We start from the raw sequence: 21,893 nt of genomic DNA on the forward strand, positions 1-21,893 counted from the left end.
TCCACGTGGGCGCAGGTCCATCCTAAAGGGGTGGTCCCACGTTTTGACGTGTACTGAGCGGGATTTCTGGTTCTCCTAGCGGGTCTGGCCTGGGCCCAGGTCCCCCTCAAGGTAGGGGTCATCCTCCCCCTCTCCGGGGCTTCTGCGGTTTCGGGTAAGGCGGCGCTGAACGGCATCCAGCTGGCTGCCGACGAGGTAAACACTGCCGGCAAGGTAAGGCTGGAGCTGGTGGTGGTGGACGACGGAACCGACCCCGCCAAGGCGGTTCCCGCCTTCACCAAGCTCATGACTGTGGACAAGGTGGACATCGTGATCGGCGGCCTGGCCAGCGGGGTTACCTTCGCCCTTTCCGGCCCCGTGAAGCAGTACGGGCCCCTCTTCCTGGCCATCGGGGCCGCCAGCTCTGTGGTGGAGCAGGCCTTTGAAGGTTATCCCCTATTTTTCCACTACCATCCCTGGGACTACCATAACGTGGCCGCCGCCTTGCAGTTCTTCCAGTACCTGAGCCGGGAACACGGGGCCAAGAGGGTGGCCATCCTTTATGAAGATGGGCCCTTCGGCTCCGCAGGCATTGGGGTCTACAAACAGCAGCTGGAAAAACTGGGCTACCAGGTCCAGGCGGAACCCTTCAAGGCCGGAAGCGGGCAGTTCACCGCCATCCTCACCCGCTTCCGGGCCTTCGCCCCGGATATCCTGTATTGGATCGGGTACGACGTGGATGCTTTGCCCATCGCCACCCAGGCAAGGCAGGTGGGTCTTAGGCCCAAGCTCATCTACGGTGCCCCGCCTTCCTGGCCCATCGGCTTCGAGAAGAACCCCCTTTCCAATGACATCGTCGGCATGACCGCCTGGTTGCCCACGGTGGCCAACGCCGAGTCCCGCCGTTTCGTGGAAGCCTACCGCAAAAAGTATGGGGAGGTCACCGAGGAATACATGGCCCCCATGGGCTACACCATCGTCAAGAGCCTGGCCCTGGCAGCGGAAAAGGCAGGCGGCACTGACAAAAACCGCATCGCCGAGGCCCTAGCCGGTCTCAAGATGCCCACGCCCCTTGGCCCCTTGTCCTTTAAGCCCTCGGACACGGGCCGCACCAAGTACCAGGGGTTTGGTCCTGAGATCTGGTTCCAGTTCCAATATCTCCAGGGAAGCCGTCGGCCTGTCTTCCCCAAGGAAGTGGCCACAAGGCCCTTGCGCTACCCCGGAGAATACTACCTAAGATAGGAAACCCTTAGGAAGACCATGGAGCTCCTGCTGCAAACCCTCCTAAATGGCCTCCTCCTGAGCGGGGTCTACGCCTTGGTAGCCACGGGGTTAGCCCTTTCCTTAGGGGTGGTGGGGATCGTTAACTTCGCCCACGGGGAGTTTTTGATGATGGGGGCCTTCCTCTCCTACCTTCTCTTCGCCTTCCGGGGACTGGATCCTCTCCTCTCCTTGGGCCTGGCCTTCCTGGCTGCCTTTTTGGTGGGAGGCCTGACGTACCAAGGGCTGATCCGGCCGGTGTTAAAGGCCCCGGAACTCAACCAGATGCTCCTTACCTTCGGGCTTGCCATCCTCCTACAAAACCTAGCCCTCCTCCTTTTCGGCGCCGACACCCGGGTGGTGGCCCCACCCTACCAAGCGACCACCCTTGCCCTGGGCCCCTTTTTCCTGGGAGCCGTACCCCTGGGGGCCTTTCTGCTCTCCCTCGCCACCCTCTTGCTGCTCCAGGTCTTCCTCTCTCGAAGCCGGCTAGGCCTGGCCATGCGGGCCGTGGCCCAAAACCGCCAGGCCCCCGGGCTTCTGGGCATCGAAGCGGAGAGGGTCTACCTCCTGGCCTTCGGTCTGGCCGCCGCTTTGGCCGGGGTTGCTGGGGTCATGCTCTCGGTGATGCTGTACGCCAGCCCCACCGTGGGCTTTGCCTTCACCCTCAAATCCTTCGCCATCGTGGCCCTGGCCGGGCTTGGAAACCTCAAGGGGGTGGTGCCCGCCGCCTTTGTCCTGGCCTTGGCCGAGGCCTTGGTGAGCACCTACCTACCGGGAGGCGGAGGGCTTGTGGAGGCAGTCTTCTTTTTGGTGCTCTTCCTCGCCCTGGTGGGCCGGGCCTGGAGGGAGGCATGAGGGGTTTCGGCCACCTCACCCTGATCCTTCTCTGCCTGCTCTTTTTCGCCTTGCTGCCCTACCTTCCCTTGGGGATCTGGCGGGACTTCCTCCTGGACGTGGGTTTTTTCGTCCTTCTTTTTACCGCTTTGGCCCTCTCCTGGGACCTGGTGGCCCGGACCGGCCAGCTTTCCTTGGCCCATGGGGCCTTCTTCGGCTTGGGAGCGTATGGCGCTGGGCTCCTGGCCCCCCAGGTGGGCACACTCCCCGCCTTGTTCCTGGGAGCCTTGGGAGCGGGGGCCGGGGCCCTGGTCCTGGGGTGGATAACCTTACGCCTCCACGGTCTGTACTTCGCCATGGCCAGCCTGGCCTTCAGCGAGGTGCTCCGTACCATCGCCCTGAAACTGCCTTTTACCGGCGGACCCATCGGCCTTCCGGTCCCGCCCCCCTTTGGGGGGAGTTGGCCTTTGGCCGCTTACTACCTGAGCTTCAGCGTCCTCTTCTTGGCCACAGCCCTAAGCCTCTGGGCGGAAAGGAGCCCGTTCCGCCTCGCCCAGGCAGCTACCCGGCAATCGGAGGCGGTGGCGCGGGTATTGGGCGTGCAGGTGGTTCGGGTGAAGCTCTGGTCCTTGCTCCTGGGGAGCCTGGTTGCCGGGCTTGCGGGCGGTGTCTACGGGATGAAGACCCTCTTCCTCTCCCCCTACGATGCCTTCAGCCTGGGCAGGGCTGTGGAAGCCTTGGTAATCCCCATCTTCGGCGGCCTCTACACCACCTTGGGACCCCTGATGGGTGGCGTGGTGCTGGTAAGCCTCGAGCACGCCCTTAGGCTTTGGATCAAGGAGGGATACCTGGTGGTCTACGGGGCCATTCTCATCCTGGTCATCCTCTTCCTGCCCCGCGGCCTGGTGGGCATTCTGGGGAGGCGCCGTGGGTAAGGTCCTGGAAGTTATAGGGGTGAGCAAACGCTTCCTAGGGCTACAGGCCCTTAAGGAGGTGAGCCTTCAGCTGGAGGAAGGGGAGATCCTGGCGGTCATCGGTCCCAACGGGGCCGGAAAAAGCACCCTCTTGAACCTTCTCTCAGGCCTCCTAAGGCCTGACTCGGGCCGGATCCTATTTCAAGGGAAAGAGATCACCCACCTTCCCCCGGAAGTCCGTACCCACTTGGGCCTTGGACGGGCCTTCCAGATCGTGCAGCCCTTCACCGAGCTCACCGTGCGGGAGAACCTGCTGGTGGGGGCGTGCTTTGGCAAACCCAAGGTGCGGCAGAAGGAGGCGGAGGCCTGGGTGGAGGAGGTGCTGCGTCTGACGGGATTAGAGACTCGGGCGGGGGCTTTGGCCGGGGATCTCACCCTTTTGGAGGACAAGCGCCTAGAACTCGCCCGTGCCCTGGCCACCCGGCCCAGGGTTCTTCTCCTGGACGAGGTGATGGCCGGCCTTCGCCCCAAGGAGGCGGAGGAGGCGGTGGCCCTGGTGCGGCGGATCCGCGAGGCTGGCGTATCCATCCTGTTCATCGAACACCTCATGCCGGTGGTGCGCGCCTTGGCCGACCGGGTGGTGGTTCTGGACTACGGCGAGGTGATCGCCGAGGGAACCTACCAGAAGGTAGCCCTGGACCAGAGGGTACGGGAGGCCTACCTGGGGAGGGGAGCATGAGGCTAAGGATAGAGGACCTGGAAACCGGCTATGGCAAGGCCCAGGTGCTCTTCGGCATGGACCTCGAGGTGCGCGAAGGGGAGCTAGTGGCCCTCCTCGGGGCCAATGGAGCGGGCAAGACCACCCTGCTCCGGACCATTTCCGGCCTAATCCGTCCCTGGCGGGGCAGGATCCTGTGGGATGGACAGGACCTCGCAGGCCTTTCCCCCGCTAAGAGAGCCAGGCTAGGGCTGGGCCACGTGCCCGAGGGCAGGCAGCTCTTTCCTCTGATGACCGTGGAGGAAAACCTCCGCCTAGGGGCGGCTTTCCTGGCCCCTGGCCGGGAAAAAGAGGGTTTTGAACGGGTCTACACCCTCTTTCCCCGGCTTGCGGAACGAAAGGGACAGCTTGCCGGCACCCTCTCCGGCGGGGAACAACAAATGCTGGCCATCGCCCGGGCCCTTATGGGCTTTCCCAAAATTCTTCTGGTGGATGAGCCCTCCTTAGGACTCGCTCCCCGCCTGGCGGAGGAGGTGCTCCGTACCCTTAAGCGGGTGGCGGAGGAAGGGGTGGGGGTGTTGCTGGTGGAGCAAAACGCGGCACTTTCCCTAGAGGTAGCCGCCAGGGCCTATGTGATGGAGCACGGCCGCATCGTGCTCCAAGGTACCGCCCCTGCGGTCCTCGAGGATCCCAGGGTAAGAGAGGCCTATCTGAGCCTCTAGAAGCCGGCAGGCTACAAGCCATCCCCCACCGCACGATAGAGGTATAGGGCCATGCTTACGAGGCATAAATCCTCCACCCGGCTTAGGCGAAGACCCGTCAGATCCTCAACCCGGTGAAGCCGATAAAGAACCGTGTTGGAATGGAGTCCCAGGCGATGGGCCGCCCTCTTGAGGGAAAACCCGGACTGCAGATAAGCCTCCAAGGTCGCCAAAAGCTCCGGGTGGGATTCCAGGGGAGCCAGGAGCCCTAAAAGCCGCTCCCTCCCCTTGGAGGAGTCCAGGGCAATGGCCAAAGGCCACAGCAAGCGGGTGGGGTAAAGCCCCGGGGGCAGGTGCAGATGCTTCCCAAGGACCAGGGCTTCCTCCAAACCTGCCCTGGTTTTTGGGGCATCCATCCCTTCCTCCACCCAAAGCACGGCTCCGGATTGCCGGGCCAGGCCCTTAAGCTCCCGCTCCACCTCGGACAGCGGTGCCGCCAGGAAGAGAAGGGCGCCAAAGGGGCTCTGTTCGTAGAACATCGCCTCAGGAGGGAGGCTCAGGTGGCGTGGGGCTAAGGCCACAGCCCCGGCATCGGCAAACCCCACCCCGACCCCCACCAGCGGTCCCCGGGGAAGCCTCCCCTCCAGGGCCTGGTGATAGCCCCGGGTCGAGGCTTCGCTCACCCGGTCCAGGAGCTCCAGCACCCGAGGCGCCAGCTCCACCATCCGGCTTGGCGTGGAGGCCCTTAAGGCCTCGAGGGCATCCTTTGCCCATAAACGGTAAGCCCGGAGCAGGGCCGGGAGGGAGACACCCTGGCTCCGCCGGCGCTGGCCCACCGCTAGGGCCAGGCTTTCCACCTCATCCCCCCCCTCAAGGGCCCGCAAGTACTCAAAGGAAACCACAGCCACATCCCGCTCGAGGATGCGTGTATCCAGCCGAGCATAATCAGGGATTTCCCGGGCGTAGTGCCAGGCCATGGTCTCAGCCCAAGACCAAAAGGTCCGTTGAAGGGCACCCATGCCTTCCCCTCCTCGGCGTCTTCCCAGTATAGCAAGGGTAGGCACCTTGGGGTCTAGCACAAACTCCTAGGGCTTCGCTTGGGGTGAGATCACAGTGGACAGCCGCAAACCGCGCCTCTACACTTGCACACAAAAGAGCTCACGCCTAGGAGGAAGGATGGTCAAGAACCTGATCGGAGCCCAGTGGCAGGAGGTTTCCCGCCCCACGCTGCCCGTGTACAACCCCGCCACCGGGGAGGTGATCGAGGAGGTTCCCCTCTCGGGGAAGGAGGAGGTGGACCAGGCGGTGGCTGCGGCCAGGAGAGCCTTTGAGGGGTGGAGCCGCACCCCCCTCATGGAGCGGGTCCGCCTCATGTTCCGTTTCAAGGAGCTTTTGGAGAAGCACTTTGAGGACCTGGCCCGCCTGGTCACCCTCCACCACGGCAAGACCCTGGAGGAGGCCCGGGGGGAGGTGCGCCGGGGCATCGAGGTGGTGGACTTCGCCTGCGGGGCCCCCACCCTTCTCCAGGGCCGCACCCTGCGGGAGGTCACGGGCGGGGTGGACCAGAACCTCTTCCACTACCCCTTGGGGGTGGTGGCCGGGATCCCCCCCTTCAACTTCCCGGTGATGATCCCCTTGTGGATGTTCCCCATCGCGGTGGTGGCGGGGAATACCTTCGTGCTCAAGCCCTCGGAGAGAACCCCCCTGGGGGCGGTGCGCCTGGCGGAGCTCTTCCTGGAGGCGGGCTTCCCCGAGGGGGTCCTGAACCTGGTCCATGGGGCCCAGGAGGCGGCGGAGGCCCTGGTGAGCCACCCGGAGGTGAGGGCGGTGCAGTTCGTGGGCTCCGAGCCTGTGGCCCGGAGGGTCTACCAGCTGGCCGCCCAGCACGGCAAGAGGGTCTCGGCGGCCGGGGGGGCCAAGAACCACCTGGTGGTGATGCCGGACGCCGACCTGGACCAGGCCATCCCCGCCATCCTCAACTCCGCCTTTGGCAACGCCGGGGAGAGGTGCCTGGCGGGGAGCGTGGCCGTGGAGGTGGGGGGGATCGGGTCCGAGCTCCTGGAGAGGATTGTGGAGAGCGCCCGTAGGCTCAGGGTGGGTCCGGGATGGGAGGAGGGGGTGCAGGTGGGCCCCTTGATCCGGGAGGAGCACCGGAGGCGGGTGGTGGGGTACATCCAGAAGGGCCTGGAGGAGGGGGCCAGGCTGGCCCTGGACGGGCGGGGCATCGAGGGCCAAGGCTTCTTCCTGGGGCCCACGGTGCTGGACCGGGTCTCCCCCCGGATGGCGGTGGGGCGGGAGGAGATCTTCGGCCCGGTGCTCTCCGTCTCCTATGCGAAGGACCTGGAGGAGGCCATCGCCCAGGCCAACGCCGTGCCCTACGGCAACATGGCCACCCTCTTCACCCAAAGCGGCCGGGCGGCCCGGGAGTTTAGGGAAAGGGTCCAGGCAGGCATGGTGGGGATCAACGTGGGTGTGGCCCAGCCCTTTGCCTTCTACCCCTTCTCCGGATGGCGCAACTCCTTCTTCGGCGACCTCCACCCCCATGGCCCCGATGCCTTCCTCTTCTACACCCAAAGGAAGGTGGTGGTGGAAAGGTGGTGATGCGGGCAGCGGTCCTGGAGCGGGTGGGGGAACCCTTGAGGGTAGAGGAGGTTCCTATCCCCGAACCCAAGGCCGGAGAGGTCCTGGTGCGGGTGGCGGCCTGCGGGGTATGCCACACGGATCTCCATGTGATCAAAGGAGAAGTAGCCTTCCCTACCCCTTGCGTGCTAGGACACGAGATCTCGGGCACGGTGGCCGCCTTAGGCCCGGGAGTGGAGGGCCTAAAGGTGGGCGCAAAGGTGGTCTCCAGCTTCATCATGCCCTGCGGGCAGTGCTACTACTGCCTCAGAGGAGAAGAAGACCTCTGCGAGCGCTTCTTCAGCTATAACCGCCTAAAGGGTGTGCTCTACGACGGCACCACCCGGCTCTTCCGCAAGGACGGGACTCCCCTATGGATGTACTCCATGGGCGGCTTAGCAGAGTATGCGGTGGTCCCGGCCACAGACGTCTTTCCCTTACCCGAAGGGATCCCCCTAGAGGAAGCCGCCGTCCTGGGGTGCGCCCTCTTCACCGCCTACGGTGCGGTGAAGACCGCTGGCCTCGAGGGTGGGGAATCGGTGGCCGTGGTGGCCACCGGCGGGGTGGGCCTAGGGATCGTCCAGATCGCCCGGGCGTTTGGGGCTCACCCCGTGGTGGCGATAGATCTACGGCCCGAAAAACTGGCTAAGGCCAAGGCCCTTGGCGCCACCCACACCTTTGTCCCGGCGGAAGCCCCCCAAGCGGTCCAAGACCTGACGGGCGGGCGAGGCGTGGACGTGGCCTTCGAGGCCTTAGGGAAACCGGAAACCTTCCGTTTGGCCCTAAACCTCCTCCGGGACGGGGGAAGGATGGTACCCGTGGGCATCGCCCCCCAAGGGGTGGAGGCCGGGGTGGAGATCACCCGGTTGGTCCGGCGCAAGCTTAGGATCCTAGGCTCCTACGGGGCCAAGCCCCGGAAGGACATGCCCATCCTCCTTAAACTGGCGCAAGCGGGCATCGTGGGGGTGGGTGCAGGGGTTAGCGACCGCTTCGCTTTGGAGGAAGCCGACCTGGCCTACCGGCACCTGGATAAGGGGGAAATTGTAGGCCGGGCGGTGGTGTTGATGGGAGGTGGAACGTGAAAAAGCAGGTGGCAGCTCAGAAGGCATCCAAGCGGTTTCGTACAGATCGGCGGACTTTCCTGAAAGCGGGCATCACCCTGGGCGCCGCAACCCTAAGCGGCCAAGCGGTGGCCCAAAGGCGCCCCGAGGTGCGCTGGACCATGGCCACCTCCTGGCCTGCCACCATTCACCTGCATCACATGGCCCAGTTCTGGGCCAAGAAGGTGGAGGAGATGAGCGGGGGCCGGATGGTGGTGGACGTCCAACCGAGCGGCGCCATCGTGGGAGCCTTTGAGGTTCTGGATGCTGCCCACTCCGGGGTCGTCCAAGCCATGCACAGCTGGAGCGCCTACTGGATAGGCCGGAACCCCGCCGCCGCATTCTTCGCCTCAGTCCCCTTCCTTTTCGCTCCCCTTTCCCACCTAGCCTGGGTTTACGAAGGAGGGGGCCTCCAGTTCTGGCAGAAGATCTACGATGATCTAAGGCTCAACGTAAAGGTACTTCCCTGTGGCATCACCCATGCGGAAATAGTGGCCTGGTCCCATAAACCCTTGCGCCGGCTAGAGGACTGGCGGAGTCTGAAATACCGGGCACCCGGGATTTGGGGCGAGATTCTCCGGGGGTTGGGAGTGGCCGTGGTAACCTTACCGGCCGCTGAGCTCTACACCGCCATGGAGCGCCGCGTCATAGATGCCACAGAGTTCAACACCCCTTACACCGACTACCTCCTCCGGTTCCACGAGGTGGCCCGCTACTTCACCGGACCAGGCATGCACCAGCCCACAGTGCTCTTTGAGCTTGTGATCAATAAGACTGCCTGGGATCGGTTGCCGAGCGATCTCAAAGTGATCGTAGAGGAAGCCGCTAGGGCAACCACGCTTTGGAGCCTGGTCTACGACTTGGACAAGAGCATGGAGTACATAGACTTGTTCAAGCGGCGGGGCAACCAACAAGTATCGGTAGAAAGGCAAACCCAATGGGAGATTTACAAAGTGGCCATGGAGTACCTTAAGAAACAGGCCGAGGCCAATCCCTTCTTCAAGCAGGTGCTGGACTCGGCCTTAAGCTACCACCGCCGCTACGCCGCTTACGACGAACTGATGACCCCCATCCCCGTCCGGGAAGCGCACCGCGTGCCCCAACCCTATAGGGTGATATAGCCTGTTGGCAAGGAAGGGGAAGGGATGGCCATGGCTGCACTTCTTAGAACCATAGACCTCATCAACGCCAGCCTTAGCCGTTTCTCCTCCGTCTTCATGGTCCTTCTTGGGCTTACCCTAACGTACGAGGTAGGGATGCGCTACCTCTTTAAAAGCCCCACCCTTTGGAGCTACGACATGAGCTACATGCTTACCAGCCTCTTCATGGTCCTATCCATGGGCCACGTTCTGCAGCGCAACGAGCACGTACGTGTGGACTTGTTCTCCCATTACTTGCCCCCGCGCTGGGCTGCGGCCCTCGAGGCTTTCCTCTTTCTGGTCCTTCTCTTTCCCTTCCTCTATGTCCTCCTTGCCCCAATGCCGGGGCATGTGCTTAACTCCTGGCGGATAGGCGAGCGCTACACCGCCGGGACCTGGCTCCCTCCCATCTACCCCTTCAAAACCTGGGTCATGGTGGGTATGTGGCTGCTGGCCCTCCAATCCCTTGCCCAATTCCTTCGGGCCCTGATCCTGGCCCTTAAGGGGGAAAAGGTATGAGCCCGGCCCAGGAAAGATCCCTATCCTTGCCCCTTGGGCTCACCCTTTTCCTCCTGGTCCTGGTGTTGTTGGGCCCCGCCATCGCCTGGCTTCGAGGGGCTGATCTAACCTCTGAAGCCTTGGTGGGGCTCATGCTCCTCTCCGTAATCGGGGCCGTAATCCTCGGTTTCCCCATCGCCTTCGCTTTAGCGGGCGTCGCCACCCTTTACGGCCTTGCCCTAATCGGTCCATTTGTGGGAAACATCTTCATGCTAAGGCTGTTCCAAGTGCTCCAGGACTACATCCTCATCGCCATCCCCTTATTCGTGTTCATGGGAGTAGTGATCGAGCAGACAGGGCTCGCTAGCCAACTGTACCGGACAGTCCTGGAGTGGGTGGGCCACATCCGAGGGGGCCTGGCTATTGCCACGGTGCTCGCGGCCACCATCTTTGCCGCCGCCACGGGAGTGGTGGGGGCCTCGGTGGTGGCCATCGGCATCTTGGCTTTGCCACAGATGCTTAAATACGGTTACAGCAAGCCCCTGACCACGGGGGTTGTCTGCGCTGGGGGAGCCCTAGGTATTCTCATTCCCCCTAGCATCATGCTGGTGGTCTATGGACCCACTGCCGGTATATCCATTGGAGCCTTGTTCCTGGCAGCGATACCCGCGGGCCTCCTTCTTTCCGGCTTGTACGTGCTCTACGTTGCCCTCCTATGCCGCCTTCGCCCTGAGGAGGGACCTGCCTATAAAGGTGAGCCCATTCCCTGGAGGAAAAAGATAGCGGATGCCGCGGTTTCTATCCTTCCTGTAGGACTTCTGATCCTTGCTGTCTTGGGCTCCATCTTCTTCGGGCTAGCTGCCCCCACGGAAGCGGCGGCCCTCGGGGCTTTTGGCTCCCTTCTCCTGGCCCTAGCCTACAAAAAGCTCACCTTAAGAAGCCTGTTTGAGGCTGCTTACCGCGCTGTGCGGATCAGCGCCATGGTCTATATGGTTCTGATCGGAGCAGGGTTCTTAAGCGCTATTTTCGTCCGCCTTCGGGGAGGGGATGCGGTAGCCCACTTGGTGGCGGGTCTAGACATTCCCGTGTGGGCTGTACTCCTTGTAATGCTGTTCATCGTCTTCATTTTGGGCATGTTCGTGGATTGGATCGGCATTGTCATGATCACCGTACCCCTATTCATTCCCATTGCCACAACCTTGGGACTGGACCTCCTCTGGTTCTCCATGCTCCTCATCGTTACCATGCAAACCTCCTTCCTGACCCCACCCTTTGCCTACACCATCTTCTACCTAAAGGGCATTGCCCCCCCAGAGGTCACCACCTGGGATATCTACCGGGGCGTGGTCCCCTTTATTCTCCTCCAGCTTATCGGGGTTATCCTCATCGGCCTTTTCCCCCAGATCGTCCTCTGGTTACCCAAGGCCTTGGGGTTGTGGGGATAGCCGCCGGGGAGGTCCAAGATGGAGCGGCTCCGGCTTAGGAAGGAAAACAGAAACCAACTCCTGGCAAGGTTTCGCTGGCCTACCCCCCGCCGCTTCAACCTGGCCGCGGACACAGTGGACCGCTGGGCCAGGGCTAACCCCAGGGGCACCGCCTTGCTGGAACCCGGGGGACGGAAGGCCACCTATGCCCAGTTGAGCCTCCTCTCCGCGAAGTGGGCTATGGTCCTTAAGGCTTATGGGGTCGCTCCCGGGGACCGGGTGGCCATCCTACTCCCCCAGAGCCTAGAGGCCGCCTTGGCCTACCTGGCCACCTACCGGATCGGGGCCATCGCCCTCCCCCTTTCGGTCCTATTTGGTAGCGAAGCCATCCGTTATCGGCTGGAGCATGGGATGGCCAAGGTGGTCTTGGCGGATATGGAGGTCCTGGAAGCGCTGGAGAATGCGATTCCCGAAGGCGTCAAGGTCGTCCCTAAGGAGGCCCTCTGGGCCATGGCCGAGAGGGTGACGCCGGACCCCAAGCCCCACCCCACCCGGCCCAATGACCCCGCCCTTCTGATCTACACCTCGGGCACCACGGGCAAGCCCAAAGGGGCTTTGCTACCCCATGGCACCTTGATCGGCCACTTACCCGGTTTCTATCTTTACTCCAACTTCCCTCGGCGTCCTGCCGTCTACTGGTCCCCAGCTGACTGGGCCTGGATGGGCGGCCTCATGGACGTTCTCTTCCCAGCCCTGTATTACGGCTTCACGGTGATCGCCTACAGGGCCAGGCGCTTTGACCCAGAGGAAGCCCTGTGGATCATGGAACGCTTTGGGGTCACCCACACCTTCCTCTTCCCTACGGCCCTGAAAATCTTGCGGAGCCTAGGCCCCCTCAAGAAAAAGCGGCTACGTCTAAAGAGCGTGCATTCCGGGGGTGAACCCCTTGGGGAGGAGCTCCAAACTTGGGCACAGGAGAACCTTGGGTTGCCTGTGAATGAGTTCTACGGCCAGACTGAAGCCAACCTATTGGTGGGCAACTCCTTCCTCATCTACCCCATCCGCCCCGGGTCCATGGGTTTGCCCTATCCTGGCCATGAGGTGGTGGTCTTACGGGAGGACGGAAGCCAAGCGGAACCCGGAGAGGTGGGGGAAATTGGGCTAAAAACCCCAGACCCCGTAGCCTTTCTCGGCTATTGGCAAAACCCTGAGGCCACCCAGGCGAAGTTCCTGGGCCCTTACCTTCTCACAGGAGACCTGGCCGCCAAGGACGATGAGGGATACCTATGGTTTAAGGGCCGCAAGGACGACCTCATCAAGTCGGCGGGGTACCGGATAAGCCCCTTTGAGGTGGAGGAGGTGCTCTTAACCCACCCAGCGGTGGCCATGGTGGGGGTTGTGGGGTTACCTGATCCAGAAAGGGGAGAAAGGGTGGCGGCCTTCGTAAAGTTACGCCCAGGCTACTCACCTAGGCCAGTCCTCGCTGAGGAGCTCAAGGCCCTGGTCAGAACCAGGTTGGGCCACCACGCCTACCCCCGGGAAGTTCGCTTTGTGGAGGAACTTCCCCTTACTCCCACGGGCAAGATTCAGCGCTTCCGTTTACGGGCCCTGGCCCAGGAGGAAAAAGATGGAGGGGTTTCGGGGTAAGAGGATTCTGATCACCGGTGCCGGAAGCGGCATCGGCCTAGCCATCGCCAGGACCTTCGCCCGGGAAGGGGCCTTGGTATTGGTACACGACCTAAAGGACGCCTCCGCCTTGGCGGAGGAGCTAGGCGGGATATTCCTTCAGGCAGATCTAGCCAACCCTCACGCGGTAGAGGAGCTGGGGAGGGAAGCCGCCCGGCATGGGGTGGACATCCTGGTCAACAACGCGGGCTTCCAGCACATTGACCCCGTGGAAGACTTCCCTTTGGAAATCTGGCAAAAGATGCTCCAGGTGATGCTCACCGCCCCCTTCCAGCTCATCAAGGCTCTGCTTCCGGGGATGAAGGCCAAGGGCTGGGGGCGGATCCTCAACATCGCCAGCGTCCACGGCCTGGTGGCAAGCCCCTACAAGTCCGCCTACATCTCCGCCAAGCACGGGCTTTTGGGCCTCACGAAGACCGTGGCCCTCGAGGCGGGTCCCTTTGGCATCACCGTGAACGCCATCGCCCCCGCTTACGTGCGCACCCCCTTGGTGGAGAACCAGATCGCCGACCAGGCCCGCACCCTGGCCATCCCCGAAAGCGAGGTGGTGGAAAAGGTCTTCCTGGCCCAGGCGGCCATCAAACGCCTCATTGAACCGGAAGAGATAGCCGAACTGGCCCTTTTCCTAGCCTCGGAAAAGGCCTCCGCCATCACCGGGGCCGTCTTTCCCATCGACTTGGGATGGACCGCCCGCTAGCCCCGCACCGCCCGGAGGGGAAGCCCCTTCTCCCTGGCCCAGGCCTCCCACTCCCAGGCGGCCTTCCCCTGGAAGAAGGCCCGTAGCCGTTGGTAACCCGGGTCGCCCGGTTCCGCCGGACTAAAGGCCAAGGGAAGGAGCTCAGGCAACCCCGCTGCCTCGCAAAACCGGGCCCAGAAATGGGGCTCCAAGGCCGCTAGGGCCACCTTTCCCTCCCGGACAGGGTAGACCCCATAGCAGAGGGCGGAACCGTCCAAAAAGGGAATGGGGGGATAGGCCATGGCCTTGACCGCCTCAGAAAGGGCCACCTCGTATACCCCGCCCCCTAGGAGGAGCCCCTTGAGCGCCGCCAGGGCCAGAGCGTAGGCACTGGCCAGGTCGGCAAACTGGAAGGACTGCCAGGGAAAGCGCCCCAGAAGCCCCGCTTCCGCCAGGTAGGTAAGGTCGTGGCCCGGGTCCGGGGAATCGGGGTAGCCCCGAAGCCGGACGTAGGCCAGGCGGGGATGGATCCCAAGGAGCACCTCTGGCCCCAGGCCCAAGCCCTCCATAACCCCGGGGCGGTTGGACTCCAGGAGGATGACGGCCTCCGGCAGCAAAGAGAGAAACCTTTCCCGGCCTTCCTTACCCTTCAGGTCCAGGGTCACAACCTCTTTGTTGCCGTTCAGGAAGGCGTAGGTTTCCGGGGCCCAGTCCCTTAGGGGATCCCCTTGCGGGGGGTCTACCTTGAGGACGGGAAAACCCAAATCCCTCAGAAGCTTCCCCGCCAAGGGCCCGGGGAGAAGCCGGGTAAGGTCCAGAATCCTACCTGGGGGCCATGCGCAAGGCGCCATCCAGGCGGATCACCTCCCCGTTCAGCATGGGGTTTTCCAAAATGTGGAGGACCAGTAGAGCGTACTCCTCCGGCCTGCCCAGCCGCTTAGGAAAAGGCACCTGTTCCGCCAAGGAAGCCTTGGCCTTTTCCGGAAGACCCTGGAGGAGGGGGGTATCGAAGAGGCCAGGGGCCACCGTCACCACCCGGATTCCCCAGTCCGCAAGCTCCCGGGCCGCGGGAAGGGTGAGGCCCACCACACCCCCCTTGCTGGCCGCGTAGGCCACCTGGCCCACCTGGCCTTCAAAGGCGGCCACGCTGGCGGTGTTCACCACCACCCCCCGTTGCCCCTCGGCGTCGGGAGGGTTCTCCCGCATGGCCCAAGCCGCCAGGCGCAAGACGTTAAAGGTGCCGATGAGGTTCACCTCCACCACCTTGCGGAAGCCTTCCAGGTCATGGGGGCCTTCCCGACCCAAAACCTTGCGGACCAAACCGATTCCCGCCACATTCACCACCGCGAAAAGGGGAGCCTGGGAGGCCGCGAGCTCCACCGCCCGCCCGGCATCCTCCTCCCGGGTCACATCCCCCTTCAGGTAAACAAGGCCCGGATCCTCCCCCCGCGTGAGGTCCAAGACCACCACCTTGTAGCCCCTATCCCTTAGGGCCAGGGCCGCAGCCCTCCCAAGCCCCGAGGCTCCCCCTGTCACCAAGGCGCTTCGTTCCATAACCTACCCCTAAATCCTTTGGATGATGGTGGCCGTGGCCTGCCCATGGCCGATGCACATCACCTGCAGGCCAAACTCCCCCCCGGTGCGCTCCAGCTCGTAAAGGAGCTTGGTCATAAGGATGGCCCCTGTGGCCCCTAAGGGATGGCCATGGGCGATGGCCCCGCCGTTGGGGTTCACCTTCTCGGGGTCAGGGTGGAACTCCCGCAGGAAGGCCAGGACCACGCTGGCAAAGGCCTCGTTGATCTCGATGACGTCCAGGTCCCTAAGGGAAAGCCCCGCTTTCTCCAAGGCCCTTTTTGTGGCGGGGATCACCTCCAAAAGCTGCAGGGTGGGATCCCCAGCCACCACCACCCGGGCCAGGAAACGGGCCCGGGGACGAAGGCCCAAGGCCAAGGCCTTTTCCCGGTCCCCCAGGAGGAGGGCCGCCGCCCCGTCGGAGATCTGACTGGAGTTGCCGGCGGTCACCACCCCGTCCTCCCGGAAGACGGGTTTCAAGGCCAGCATCCTCTCGTAGTCCACGTCAAAGCGCACCCCTTCATCGCGGTCCAACAGGAAGGGCCTGCCCTCCCCATCCACCCCCTCCAGGGGGAGGATCTGGGTCCGGAAGCGGCCTTCATGAATGGCCCGGGCTGCCCGTTTGTGGGAGAGATAGCCCCACTCGTCCAGCTCCTCTCGGCAAAGGCCGTACTTCCTGGCGATGCGTTCGGCGCTCTCCCCCTGGTGGACGAGCTCGTAACGCTGGAAAAGGGCCGGGTTTAAGGTGTGGAAGCCTCCCCCGATGTCGGAGAACATGGGGGCCCGGGTCATGCTCTCTACCCCGCCAGCGATGGCGAAGTCCAGGTCGCCAGCGGCGATGGCTTGGGCAGCAAAATGCACTGCCTGTTGGCCCGAGCCGCACATGCGGTTTAAGGAGACCGCCGGAACCTCTTTGGGGAGGCGGGAAAGGAGAACGGCAAGCCGCCCGATATTGGCTCCCTGCTCCCCAGCTTGGGTCACGCAGCCCGTGACCACATCCCCGATGAGGCCGGGGTCAATCCCAGTGCGCTCCAGAAGGGCGTCCAAGACCTGGGCGTAAAGGGCATCGGGCCGCCACTCCCGCAAGGCGCCATTCCTCTTGCCGATGGGGGTACGTACCGCCTCGAGGATCACCGGCTCTCCCATATCCGCCTCCTTGCCAGCTCCCGCAGGACAATGAGCCTTTGGATTTCGGAGGTTCCCTCGTAGATCTGGAGCACCTTGGCGTCGCGGTACAGCTTGGCTAAGGGATACTCCTCGCTGTAACCGTTTCCGCCAAATACCTGGAGGGCCTCCGACACCCCCCGCACGGCAGCGTCGGCAGCAAAGGCCTTGGCCGTGGCCGCCTCCAAGGCGTTCTCCTCGCCTCGCTCCGCCAGATCGGCGGCCTTCAAGGTAAGGAGGCGGGCGGCCTCCAGGTCCATGTGGATCTCCGCCAGTTTAAACCCCACCCCCTCATGCTGCAAAAGGGGCTTGCCGAAAGCCTCCCGCAGGGCGGCGTAGGCCAGGGCCTCCTCCAGCGCCCTCCGCAAAAGCCCCACCGCCAAAGCCGCCACCATGGGGCGGGAGCGGTTGAACACCCGCATGGCCAGGGCAAACCCCTCCCGGGCGATCAGGCCCTTCTCCGGTACAAAAACCCCATCCAGATACACCTCCGCCGCCGGGGAAGCCTTCTGTCCCAGCTTAGGCAAAGGAGGCCCCACCTCCACCCCCTTCCCCCGCTCCACCAGGAAGGCGGCGATCCCCTCCCGGCCCTCCGCTACCTTGGCGAAGACCACGAAAAAGGAAGCTTCTGGGGCGTGGCTGATCCAGGTTTTCCGCCCGTAAAGGCGGTACCCTCCCGCCACCCTTTCTGCCCAGGTACGGATGGCGGCCACATCCGACCCCGCGTGGGGCTCGGTGAGGGCATAGGAGGCCACCTCCTCCCTAAGCCGGGGCAGAAAGCCTCGGGCATGGGGGCTTCCCGAGAGGAGAAGGGCATCCGCCACCAGGTTGTTGAGAAGCAAGGCCGCCGCTACCCCGGTGCAGGCGTAGGCCAGCTCCTCCGCCACCAGGACCAGGCTCCTGGGCCCAAGGCCGGCTCCGCCCAGCTCCTCCGGGACCACCAGAACAGGAAAACCAAGCCCTGCCGCCTCCCGAAACAGGGGCCAGGGAAACCGGGCCTCCTGGTCCAGGTGCTTGGCCTGGGGCAGGATGCGCTCCCGGGCAAAGCACCGGGCCAGATCCTGGATGGATTTCTCCAGTTCCAAGGAAACCCCCCGAGAAAAGTTTACCCGGTTCAAAACTCTGGGGCAAGGGCCCTCATCTCCCCTTCTTACGGTACATAAGCCCATCGGCCTCCTCGAGGGCCCGCAAGAGCTCCCTCCCCTCCGCCGGGCTGAACCCCACGGAAACCGAGGGGAAGCGGGCATGGATCCGCGCCTCCAAGGAGGCTCCGTCCCCTAAGCCCAGGTGCAGGCCCACAAACTCGTCCCCACCCACTCGGTAAAGGGCGTCCCCCTCCCGGGCCTCCTCCCGCAGGAGGGTAGCGAAGCGGACCAGCTGGGCATCCCCCGCCCTATGCCCCTCCCGGTCATTCACCGCCTTGAGGTCGTCCAGGTCCCAGAGGGAAAGGACCAGGGAAAGCCCCTCCCGGGCGGCTAGGGCCTGAAGCCGGGGAAAGTCCCGCTCCAGGGAGCGGCGGTTGCCCAGACCCGTGAGGGGGTCGGTGAGGGCCTCGCTCTGGATGAGGCTTTGCAAAGCTTGAAGGCGCCGGATCATGGCCGCCACGCTGAGGCCGGCTATGCTGGCCAAAAGTCCCCCCGCCGCCACCAAAAAGCGAGTCTCCGCCATGGGCCAAGGGGCAAGAACCACATAGGCCAAGACCAGCCAAAGCCCAGGCCAGCCAGCAAAGGCGGCAAAGGCATACGCGCCCACGGTGAAAAAGGCCATGACCCCAAGCCGCCAATCCTCCCCGGAAAGACCTGTGACCACCGCCTCCGGCGGGGCCACCAGGCTCATTAGGGCGGTGAAAAGGGCCACCCCCAGGTGCAGGGCCACGGCCAGGCGCCCCAAGCCCGTCACCCTGCCCAGGATGTAGGCCGCCGGAAGGCTTAACCAGTAAAGGAGCGTGGCCCCGTACATCACCCGGTCCCCATACAGCACCACCACCGGGATCCACACCACAGGGATCAGGGCCAGTCGCCAGTAGAGGCGGACCAGCCCCGGCCAGATCTCAGGGGACATGCCGCATTCTACCCGTACCGCCCACGGGAACGGGAGGCCAGCTTGACTTTGCCCCCTCCACCCTGGACGATGAGAAGGATGGATGGCAGGCGCATCCGCAACTTCTCCATCATCGCCCATGTGGACCACGGGAAGTCCACCCTGGCGGACCGCATCCTCCAGCTGACCCATGCGGTGAGCGAACGGGAGATGCGGGAACAGTTTCTGGACTCCCTGGAGCTAGAGCGCGAGCGGGGCATCACCATCAAGGCCAGCGCCGTGCGGGTGGAGTACCGGGCCAAGGACGGGGAAACCTACATCTTCAACCTGATCGATACCCCGGGCCACGTGGACTTCACCTACGAGGTCTCCCGGGCCCTGGCGGCGGTGGAAGGGGTCCTTCTGGTGGTGGATGCCAGCCAGGGGGTGGAGGCCGAGACCCTGGCCAAGTTCTACATGGCCCTGGAGCACGGCCATGTGATGATCCCCGTCATCAACAAGATCGACCTTCCCAACGCCAGGCCCCTGGAAGTGGCCTTTGAGGTGGAGGAGGTCCTGGGGCTTGCCGCCGACGAGGCCATCTTCGCCTCCGGGAAGACGGGGGAAGGCGTGGAGGAGATCCTCGAGGCCATCGTAAGGCGCATCCCACCCCCTAAGGGAGACCCAGAGGCCCCCCTTAAGGCCCTCATCTTCGACTCCCTTTACGACGCCTACCAGGGGGTCATCCCCTACCTCCGCCTCTTTGAGGGCCGGGTGCGCCCGGGGGACCGGATCCGCATCTACTCCACCGGCAAGGAGTTCACCGTGGACAAGGTGGGGATCTTTACCCCCCAGGGGCTCATCCCCGTGGAGGAGCTCACCGCCGGGGAGGTGGGCTGGCTGGTGGCCGCCATCCGGGACATCCACGACGTGCAGGTGGGGGATACCATCACCCACGCCCATAGGCCCACCGACACCCCCTACCCCGGCTTCCGCCCGGCCAAACCCGTGGTCTTCGCCGGCCTCTACCCCGTGGACTCCGGGGACTACGGAAGGCTTAGGGACGCCCTGGAAAAGCTCAAGCTCAACGACGCCGCCCTGTCCTTTGAGCCGGAAACCTCCACCGCCTTGGGCTTCGGTTTCCGCTGTGGCTTCCTGGGACTTCTCCACGCGGAAATCGTTCAGGAGCGCTTGGAGCGGGAGTTCGGCCTGGAGCTCATCGCCACCGCCCCCAGCGTGGTCTACAAGGTGCGCCTGAAGGGCGGAGGGGAGGTGGAGGTCTTAAACCCCGCCGACCTCCCTGATCCCACGAAGATCGAGGAGATCCTCGAGCCCTATGTGAAGCTCACCGTCTTCACCCCCGAGGAATACGTGGGGGCAATCATGCAACTTGTCCAAGAAAAACGGGGTCGCTTGGTGAACATGACCTATCTTCCCGGGGAAACCAAGAGGGTGGAGCTGGTCTATGAGGTACCCTTTGCCGAGATCCTCTACGACTTCCACGACCGCCTGAAAAGCCTCTCCCGGGGTTACGCCTCCATGGACTACGAGCAGGTGGGCTACCAGCCCGGGGACCTGGTCAAGGTGAACGTGCTGGTGCACGGGGAACCCGTGGACGCCCTCACCTTCATCGCCCACCGGGACAAGGCCTACGCCCTGGCCCGGGCCATGGTGGACAAGCTGGCGGAGGTCATCCCCCGGCAGCTCTTTGAGGTGCCCATCCAGGCCGCCATCGGGGGAAAGATCATCGCCCGGGCCACGGTGAAGGCCCTGCGCAAGGATGTGCTGGCCAAGTGCTACGGCGGGGACGTGACCCGGAAGAAGAAGCTTCTGGAGAAGCAAAAAGAGGGGAAGAAGCGGCTCAAGGCCATCGGCAAGGTGGAGGTGCCCCAGGAGGCCTTCCTGGCGGTGCTCTCGGCGGGGCGGGATGAGCCTTAGGGCAAGGCTGGCCCTGGTTATCGCCCTCCTGGCTTTCCTGCCCAACCTGGTCCTGGCCCTCACCCTGGGCCTCATGGGGGAGGGTCCCTGGCTGCCCCTGGCGCTTTGGCTTCTCCTCATCGCCTTGGTCTCCGGGGCGGTGGGATATTTTCTGGCCCGGAGCCTCCTTAGGCCCCTCGAGGAGCTCACCCGCGCCCTGGCCTACCTCTCCTTAAAGGAGGGCCCGGTGGACCAGCTCAAGCTCCCCAGCCCCAAGGAGCCTCCCCCCAGGGAGATCGCCCTGCTCCGCGCCCGCTTTGGGGAGCTTCTTCAACGCCTCCAGCGCCTCATGGAGGCCCGGGAAGCCTTCTACGGGGCCCTAGCCCACGACCTGAAAACCCCCCTGCTTTCCGCCATCCGGGCCCTGGAGTACCTGGAGAAGGCCGACCACCTGGGAAGGGAGAAGCGGGTGGAACTCCTTTGGGCCTTGAGGCGGGAGCTTTTAGAGGCCCACCTCCTGGTGGAAAACCTCCTGGCCCTCTCCCGCCTCGAGGCCCGCACCCCCCAGTGGAAAACCCTGAACCTCCGGGCCCTGGCCGAGGATCTCCTCCTGCGCTACCAGGAGGAGGCGGCAAGGCGGGGGCTCGGCCTTGCGGTGGAGGGAGCAGGCCTGGCCCGGGGGGAGCGGCCCCTTTTGGAAAGGGCCCTGGCCAACCTTCTGGATAACGCCCTCCGGCACGCCAAGACCCAGGTGCGCATCTGGGTGGAGGAGGGAGCCTTGCAGGTGGAGGACGACGGGGATGGGCTTCCCCTGCCCCTCGAGGCCCTGGCCCAGCCCTTCCGCCAGGGCCATGGGAACCGGGGAAGCTCGGGGCTCGGCCTCTACACCGCCAAGCGGGTGGCCGAGGCCCACGGGGGAAGGCTTCTTTCCTGCAAGGGCCCCTTGGGCGGGGCGTGTTTGCGCCTGGAGCTCCCCTCGGGCAAGGAGCTTTAGTCCATCACCGGGGGGATCTGCCGCACCCAGAGGATGTAGGAGAGGTGCTCCAGGTACCTCAGGGGAACCTCGGAAAGGGGCCGGTCCACCTCCAGGCTCATCATGGCCTCCCCACCCCGCTTCTTGCGGCTTACCGTGAGGTAGGCGATGTTGACCTCGTCATCGGCCAGGATCCGGGCCACCCGGGCCACCACGCCCGGGGTATCCACGTTGCGGATCACCAAGGTGGGAGCGGCCCCAGTGATGCGCACCTCAAAGCCATCCAGGTCAAAGATGCGCACCAACCCCCCTCCCAGGGAGCTACCCGTAACGGTGATGCGCTCCTGCTCCCCCTCCAGGACCATGCGCACGGTGTTGGGGTGCACATCCCCTAGCTCCACCGCCTTGAAGACCACCTCGAGGCCCTCCCTTTCCGCCAGAGAGAGGCTCTCCTTAAGCCGCTCGTCGTCGGGCTTGAAGCCCAAGACCCCTGCCACCAGGGCCAGGTGGGTGCCGTGGCCCTTTCCCGTTTTGGCAAAGGAACCATGCAGGCCAAACTCCACCCGCTTGGGTCTCTCCCCCAAAAGGTGGCGGGCCAAAAGGGCCAGGCGGCAGGCCCCGGCGGTGTGGCTGGAGGAAGGCCCCACCATCACCGGGCCGATCATGTCCAAAAGACCCATGCCTGTAGAATAACCCC

21 protein-coding genes are annotated in these 21,893 nt (G+C 64.1%); 14 read left to right on the plus strand and 7 right to left on the minus strand.

Annotation, left to right across the window (positions count from 1 at the left end; genetic code table 11):
* Positions 1–66 precede the first annotated feature (66 nt).
* The 5 genes from L0C59_RS01980 to L0C59_RS02000 are packed head-to-tail and all read left to right on the plus strand — an operon-like array spanning position 67 to position 4,430.
* The gene (locus tag L0C59_RS01980) at positions 67–1,221 is read left to right on the plus strand and encodes an ABC transporter substrate-binding protein (RefSeq protein WP_243089772.1); all 1,155 of its coding nucleotides are present in this window, start codon (positions 67–69) and stop codon (positions 1,219–1,221) included.
* Between the two features lie 18 nt (positions 1,222–1,239).
* Positions 1,240–2,097: a branched-chain amino acid ABC transporter permease gene (locus L0C59_RS01985; protein ID WP_243089526.1), complete on the plus strand. Its 858-nt coding sequence runs from the start codon at positions 1,240–1,242 to the stop codon at positions 2,095–2,097.
* The gene (locus L0C59_RS01990; protein WP_243089528.1) at positions 2,094–3,011 is read left to right on the plus strand and encodes a branched-chain amino acid ABC transporter permease; all 918 of its coding nucleotides are present in this window, start codon (positions 2,094–2,096) and stop codon (positions 3,009–3,011) included. Before L0C59_RS01985 ends, L0C59_RS01990 begins: the two co-directional genes overlap by 4 nt.
* Complete coding sequence (locus tag L0C59_RS01995) at positions 3,004–3,729, plus strand: ABC transporter ATP-binding protein (RefSeq protein ID WP_243089529.1); 726 nt, start codon at positions 3,004–3,006, stop codon at positions 3,727–3,729. Before L0C59_RS01990 ends, L0C59_RS01995 begins: the two co-directional genes overlap by 8 nt.
* Positions 3,726–4,430 (plus strand): ABC transporter ATP-binding protein, encoded by a 705-nt coding sequence (locus L0C59_RS02000; protein ID WP_243089531.1) that lies wholly within the window; start codon positions 3,726–3,728, stop codon positions 4,428–4,430. Before L0C59_RS01995 ends, L0C59_RS02000 begins: the two co-directional genes overlap by 4 nt.
* An 11-nt stretch (positions 4,431–4,441) precedes the next feature.
* Here the strand turns inward: L0C59_RS02000 and L0C59_RS02005 are convergent, their stop codons facing one another.
* Positions 4,442–5,386, minus strand: a complete 945-nt coding sequence (locus tag L0C59_RS02005; protein WP_243089532.1) for a helix-turn-helix domain-containing protein — start codon at positions 5,384–5,386, stop codon at positions 4,442–4,444.
* A gap of 199 nt (positions 5,387–5,585) precedes the next feature.
* Here L0C59_RS02005 and L0C59_RS02010 point away from each other — a divergent pair, with 199 nt between their 5' ends.
* From L0C59_RS02010 to L0C59_RS02040, 7 genes are read left to right on the plus strand one after another with little or no spacing between them, the layout of a single operon-like run.
* The gene (locus tag L0C59_RS02010; protein ID WP_243089533.1) at positions 5,586–7,010 is read left to right on the plus strand and encodes a CoA-acylating methylmalonate-semialdehyde dehydrogenase; all 1,425 of its coding nucleotides are present in this window, start codon (positions 5,586–5,588) and stop codon (positions 7,008–7,010) included.
* Complete coding sequence (locus L0C59_RS02015; RefSeq protein WP_243089535.1) at positions 7,010–8,110, plus strand: zinc-binding dehydrogenase; 1,101 nt, start codon at positions 7,010–7,012, stop codon at positions 8,108–8,110. Before L0C59_RS02010 ends, L0C59_RS02015 begins: the two co-directional genes overlap by 1 nt.
* Complete coding sequence (locus tag L0C59_RS02020; RefSeq protein WP_243089536.1) at positions 8,107–9,249, plus strand: TRAP transporter substrate-binding protein; 1,143 nt, start codon at positions 8,107–8,109, stop codon at positions 9,247–9,249. The genes L0C59_RS02015 and L0C59_RS02020 overlap by 4 nt, the downstream gene beginning before the upstream one ends.
* Positions 9,250–9,279: 30 nt before the next feature.
* Positions 9,280–9,786: a TRAP transporter small permease subunit gene (locus L0C59_RS02025; protein ID WP_243089538.1), complete on the plus strand. Its 507-nt coding sequence runs from the start codon at positions 9,280–9,282 to the stop codon at positions 9,784–9,786.
* Complete coding sequence (locus L0C59_RS02030) at positions 9,783–11,210, plus strand: TRAP transporter large permease (protein ID WP_243089539.1); 1,428 nt, start codon at positions 9,783–9,785, stop codon at positions 11,208–11,210. Before L0C59_RS02025 ends, L0C59_RS02030 begins: the two co-directional genes overlap by 4 nt.
* Positions 11,211–11,228: 18 nt before the next feature.
* Complete coding sequence (locus L0C59_RS02035) at positions 11,229–12,836, plus strand: AMP-binding protein (RefSeq protein WP_243089541.1); 1,608 nt, start codon at positions 11,229–11,231, stop codon at positions 12,834–12,836.
* Entirely contained in the window at positions 12,817–13,572 is a 756-nt protein-coding gene (locus L0C59_RS02040) for a 3-hydroxybutyrate dehydrogenase (protein ID WP_243029429.1), read from the plus strand. The genes L0C59_RS02035 and L0C59_RS02040 overlap by 20 nt, the downstream gene beginning before the upstream one ends.
* Here the strand turns inward: L0C59_RS02040 and L0C59_RS02045 are convergent.
* The 5 genes from L0C59_RS02045 to L0C59_RS02065 are packed head-to-tail and all read right to left on the minus strand — an operon-like array spanning position 13,569 to position 18,348.
* Entirely contained in the window at positions 13,569–14,402 is an 834-nt protein-coding gene (locus tag L0C59_RS02045; protein WP_243089542.1) for a CoA transferase, read from the minus strand. The two genes, L0C59_RS02040 and L0C59_RS02045, sit on opposite strands and share 4 nt — an antisense overlap.
* Complete coding sequence (locus tag L0C59_RS02050; RefSeq protein ID WP_243089543.1) at positions 14,374–15,105, minus strand: 3-hydroxyacyl-CoA dehydrogenase; 732 nt, start codon at positions 15,103–15,105, stop codon at positions 14,374–14,376. Before L0C59_RS02050 ends, L0C59_RS02045 begins: the two co-directional genes overlap by 29 nt.
* A 9-nt stretch (positions 15,106–15,114) precedes the next feature.
* Positions 15,115–16,269 carry a thiolase family protein gene (locus L0C59_RS02055; protein WP_243089544.1) on the minus strand — a complete coding sequence of 385 codons (1,155 nt, stop codon included), beginning with the start codon at positions 16,267–16,269 and terminating at the stop codon, positions 15,115–15,117.
* Positions 16,254–17,372 (minus strand): acyl-CoA dehydrogenase family protein, encoded by a 1,119-nt coding sequence (locus tag L0C59_RS02060; RefSeq protein ID WP_243089545.1) that lies wholly within the window; start codon positions 17,370–17,372, stop codon positions 16,254–16,256. Before L0C59_RS02060 ends, L0C59_RS02055 begins: the two co-directional genes overlap by 16 nt.
* Before the next feature lie 52 nt (positions 17,373–17,424).
* Positions 17,425–18,348: a GGDEF domain-containing protein gene (locus L0C59_RS02065; RefSeq protein WP_243089546.1), complete on the minus strand. Its 924-nt coding sequence runs from the start codon at positions 18,346–18,348 to the stop codon at positions 17,425–17,427.
* A gap of 69 nt (positions 18,349–18,417) precedes the next feature.
* Here L0C59_RS02065 and lepA point away from each other — a divergent pair, with 69 nt between their 5' ends.
* Both lepA and L0C59_RS02075 read left to right on the plus strand, forming a co-directional pair.
* Positions 18,418–20,244, plus strand: a complete 1,827-nt coding sequence (gene lepA / locus L0C59_RS02070; protein WP_243089547.1) for a translation elongation factor 4 — start codon at positions 18,418–18,420, stop codon at positions 20,242–20,244.
* Positions 20,234–21,217, plus strand: coding sequence for a sensor histidine kinase (locus L0C59_RS02075; RefSeq protein ID WP_243089548.1), 984 nt, complete (start codon positions 20,234–20,236; stop codon positions 21,215–21,217). Before lepA ends, L0C59_RS02075 begins: the two co-directional genes overlap by 11 nt.
* Here L0C59_RS02075 and sdaAB read toward each other — a convergent pair.
* Entirely contained in the window at positions 21,214–21,876 is a 663-nt protein-coding gene (gene sdaAB / locus L0C59_RS02080) for an L-serine ammonia-lyase, iron-sulfur-dependent subunit beta (protein ID WP_243089549.1), read from the minus strand. The genes L0C59_RS02075 and sdaAB overlap by 4 nt on opposite strands.
* Positions 21,877–21,893: the final 17 nt, after the last annotated feature.

The sequence above is a fragment of the Thermus neutrinimicus genome (assembly GCF_022760955.1).
Taxonomy (GTDB): Bacteria; Deinococcota; Deinococci; order Deinococcales; family Thermaceae; genus Thermus; species Thermus neutrinimicus.

Coding starts and splice junctions, on each gene's coding strand:
- L0C59_RS02040 (WP_243029429.1), top strand. CDS start 12,817: ATGGAGGGGTTTCGGGGTAAGAGGATTCTGATCACCGGTGCCGGAAGC.
- L0C59_RS01990 (WP_243089528.1), top strand. CDS start 2,094: ATGAGGGGTTTCGGCCACCTCACCCTGATCCTTCTCTGCCTGCTCTTT.
- L0C59_RS02065 (WP_243089546.1), bottom strand. CDS start 18,348: ATGTCCCCTGAGATCTGGCCGGGGCTGGTCCGCCTCTACTGGCGACTG.
- L0C59_RS02055 (WP_243089544.1), bottom strand. CDS start 16,269: ATGGGAGAGCCGGTGATCCTCGAGGCGGTACGTACCCCCATCGGCAAG.
- L0C59_RS02015 (WP_243089535.1), top strand. CDS start 7,010: ATGCGGGCAGCGGTCCTGGAGCGGGTGGGGGAACCCTTGAGGGTAGAG.
- L0C59_RS01985 (WP_243089526.1), top strand. CDS start 1,240: ATGGAGCTCCTGCTGCAAACCCTCCTAAATGGCCTCCTCCTGAGCGGG.
- L0C59_RS02050 (WP_243089543.1), bottom strand. CDS start 15,105: ATGGAACGAAGCGCCTTGGTGACAGGGGGAGCCTCGGGGCTTGGGAGG.
- L0C59_RS02045 (WP_243089542.1), bottom strand. CDS start 14,402: ATGGCGCCTTGCGCATGGCCCCCAGGTAGGATTCTGGACCTTACCCGG.
- sdaAB (WP_243089549.1), bottom strand. CDS start 21,876: ATGGGTCTTTTGGACATGATCGGCCCGGTGATGGTGGGGCCTTCCTCC.
- L0C59_RS02075 (WP_243089548.1), top strand. CDS start 20,234: ATGAGCCTTAGGGCAAGGCTGGCCCTGGTTATCGCCCTCCTGGCTTTC.
- lepA (WP_243089547.1), top strand. CDS start 18,418: ATGAGAAGGATGGATGGCAGGCGCATCCGCAACTTCTCCATCATCGCC.
- L0C59_RS02035 (WP_243089541.1), top strand. CDS start 11,229: ATGGAGCGGCTCCGGCTTAGGAAGGAAAACAGAAACCAACTCCTGGCA.
- L0C59_RS02030 (WP_243089539.1), top strand. CDS start 9,783: ATGAGCCCGGCCCAGGAAAGATCCCTATCCTTGCCCCTTGGGCTCACC.
- L0C59_RS02000 (WP_243089531.1), top strand. CDS start 3,726: ATGAGGCTAAGGATAGAGGACCTGGAAACCGGCTATGGCAAGGCCCAG.
- L0C59_RS02025 (WP_243089538.1), top strand. CDS start 9,280: ATGGCTGCACTTCTTAGAACCATAGACCTCATCAACGCCAGCCTTAGC.
- L0C59_RS02010 (WP_243089533.1), top strand. CDS start 5,586: ATGGTCAAGAACCTGATCGGAGCCCAGTGGCAGGAGGTTTCCCGCCCC.
- L0C59_RS02005 (WP_243089532.1), bottom strand. CDS start 5,386: ATGGCCTGGCACTACGCCCGGGAAATCCCTGATTATGCTCGGCTGGAT.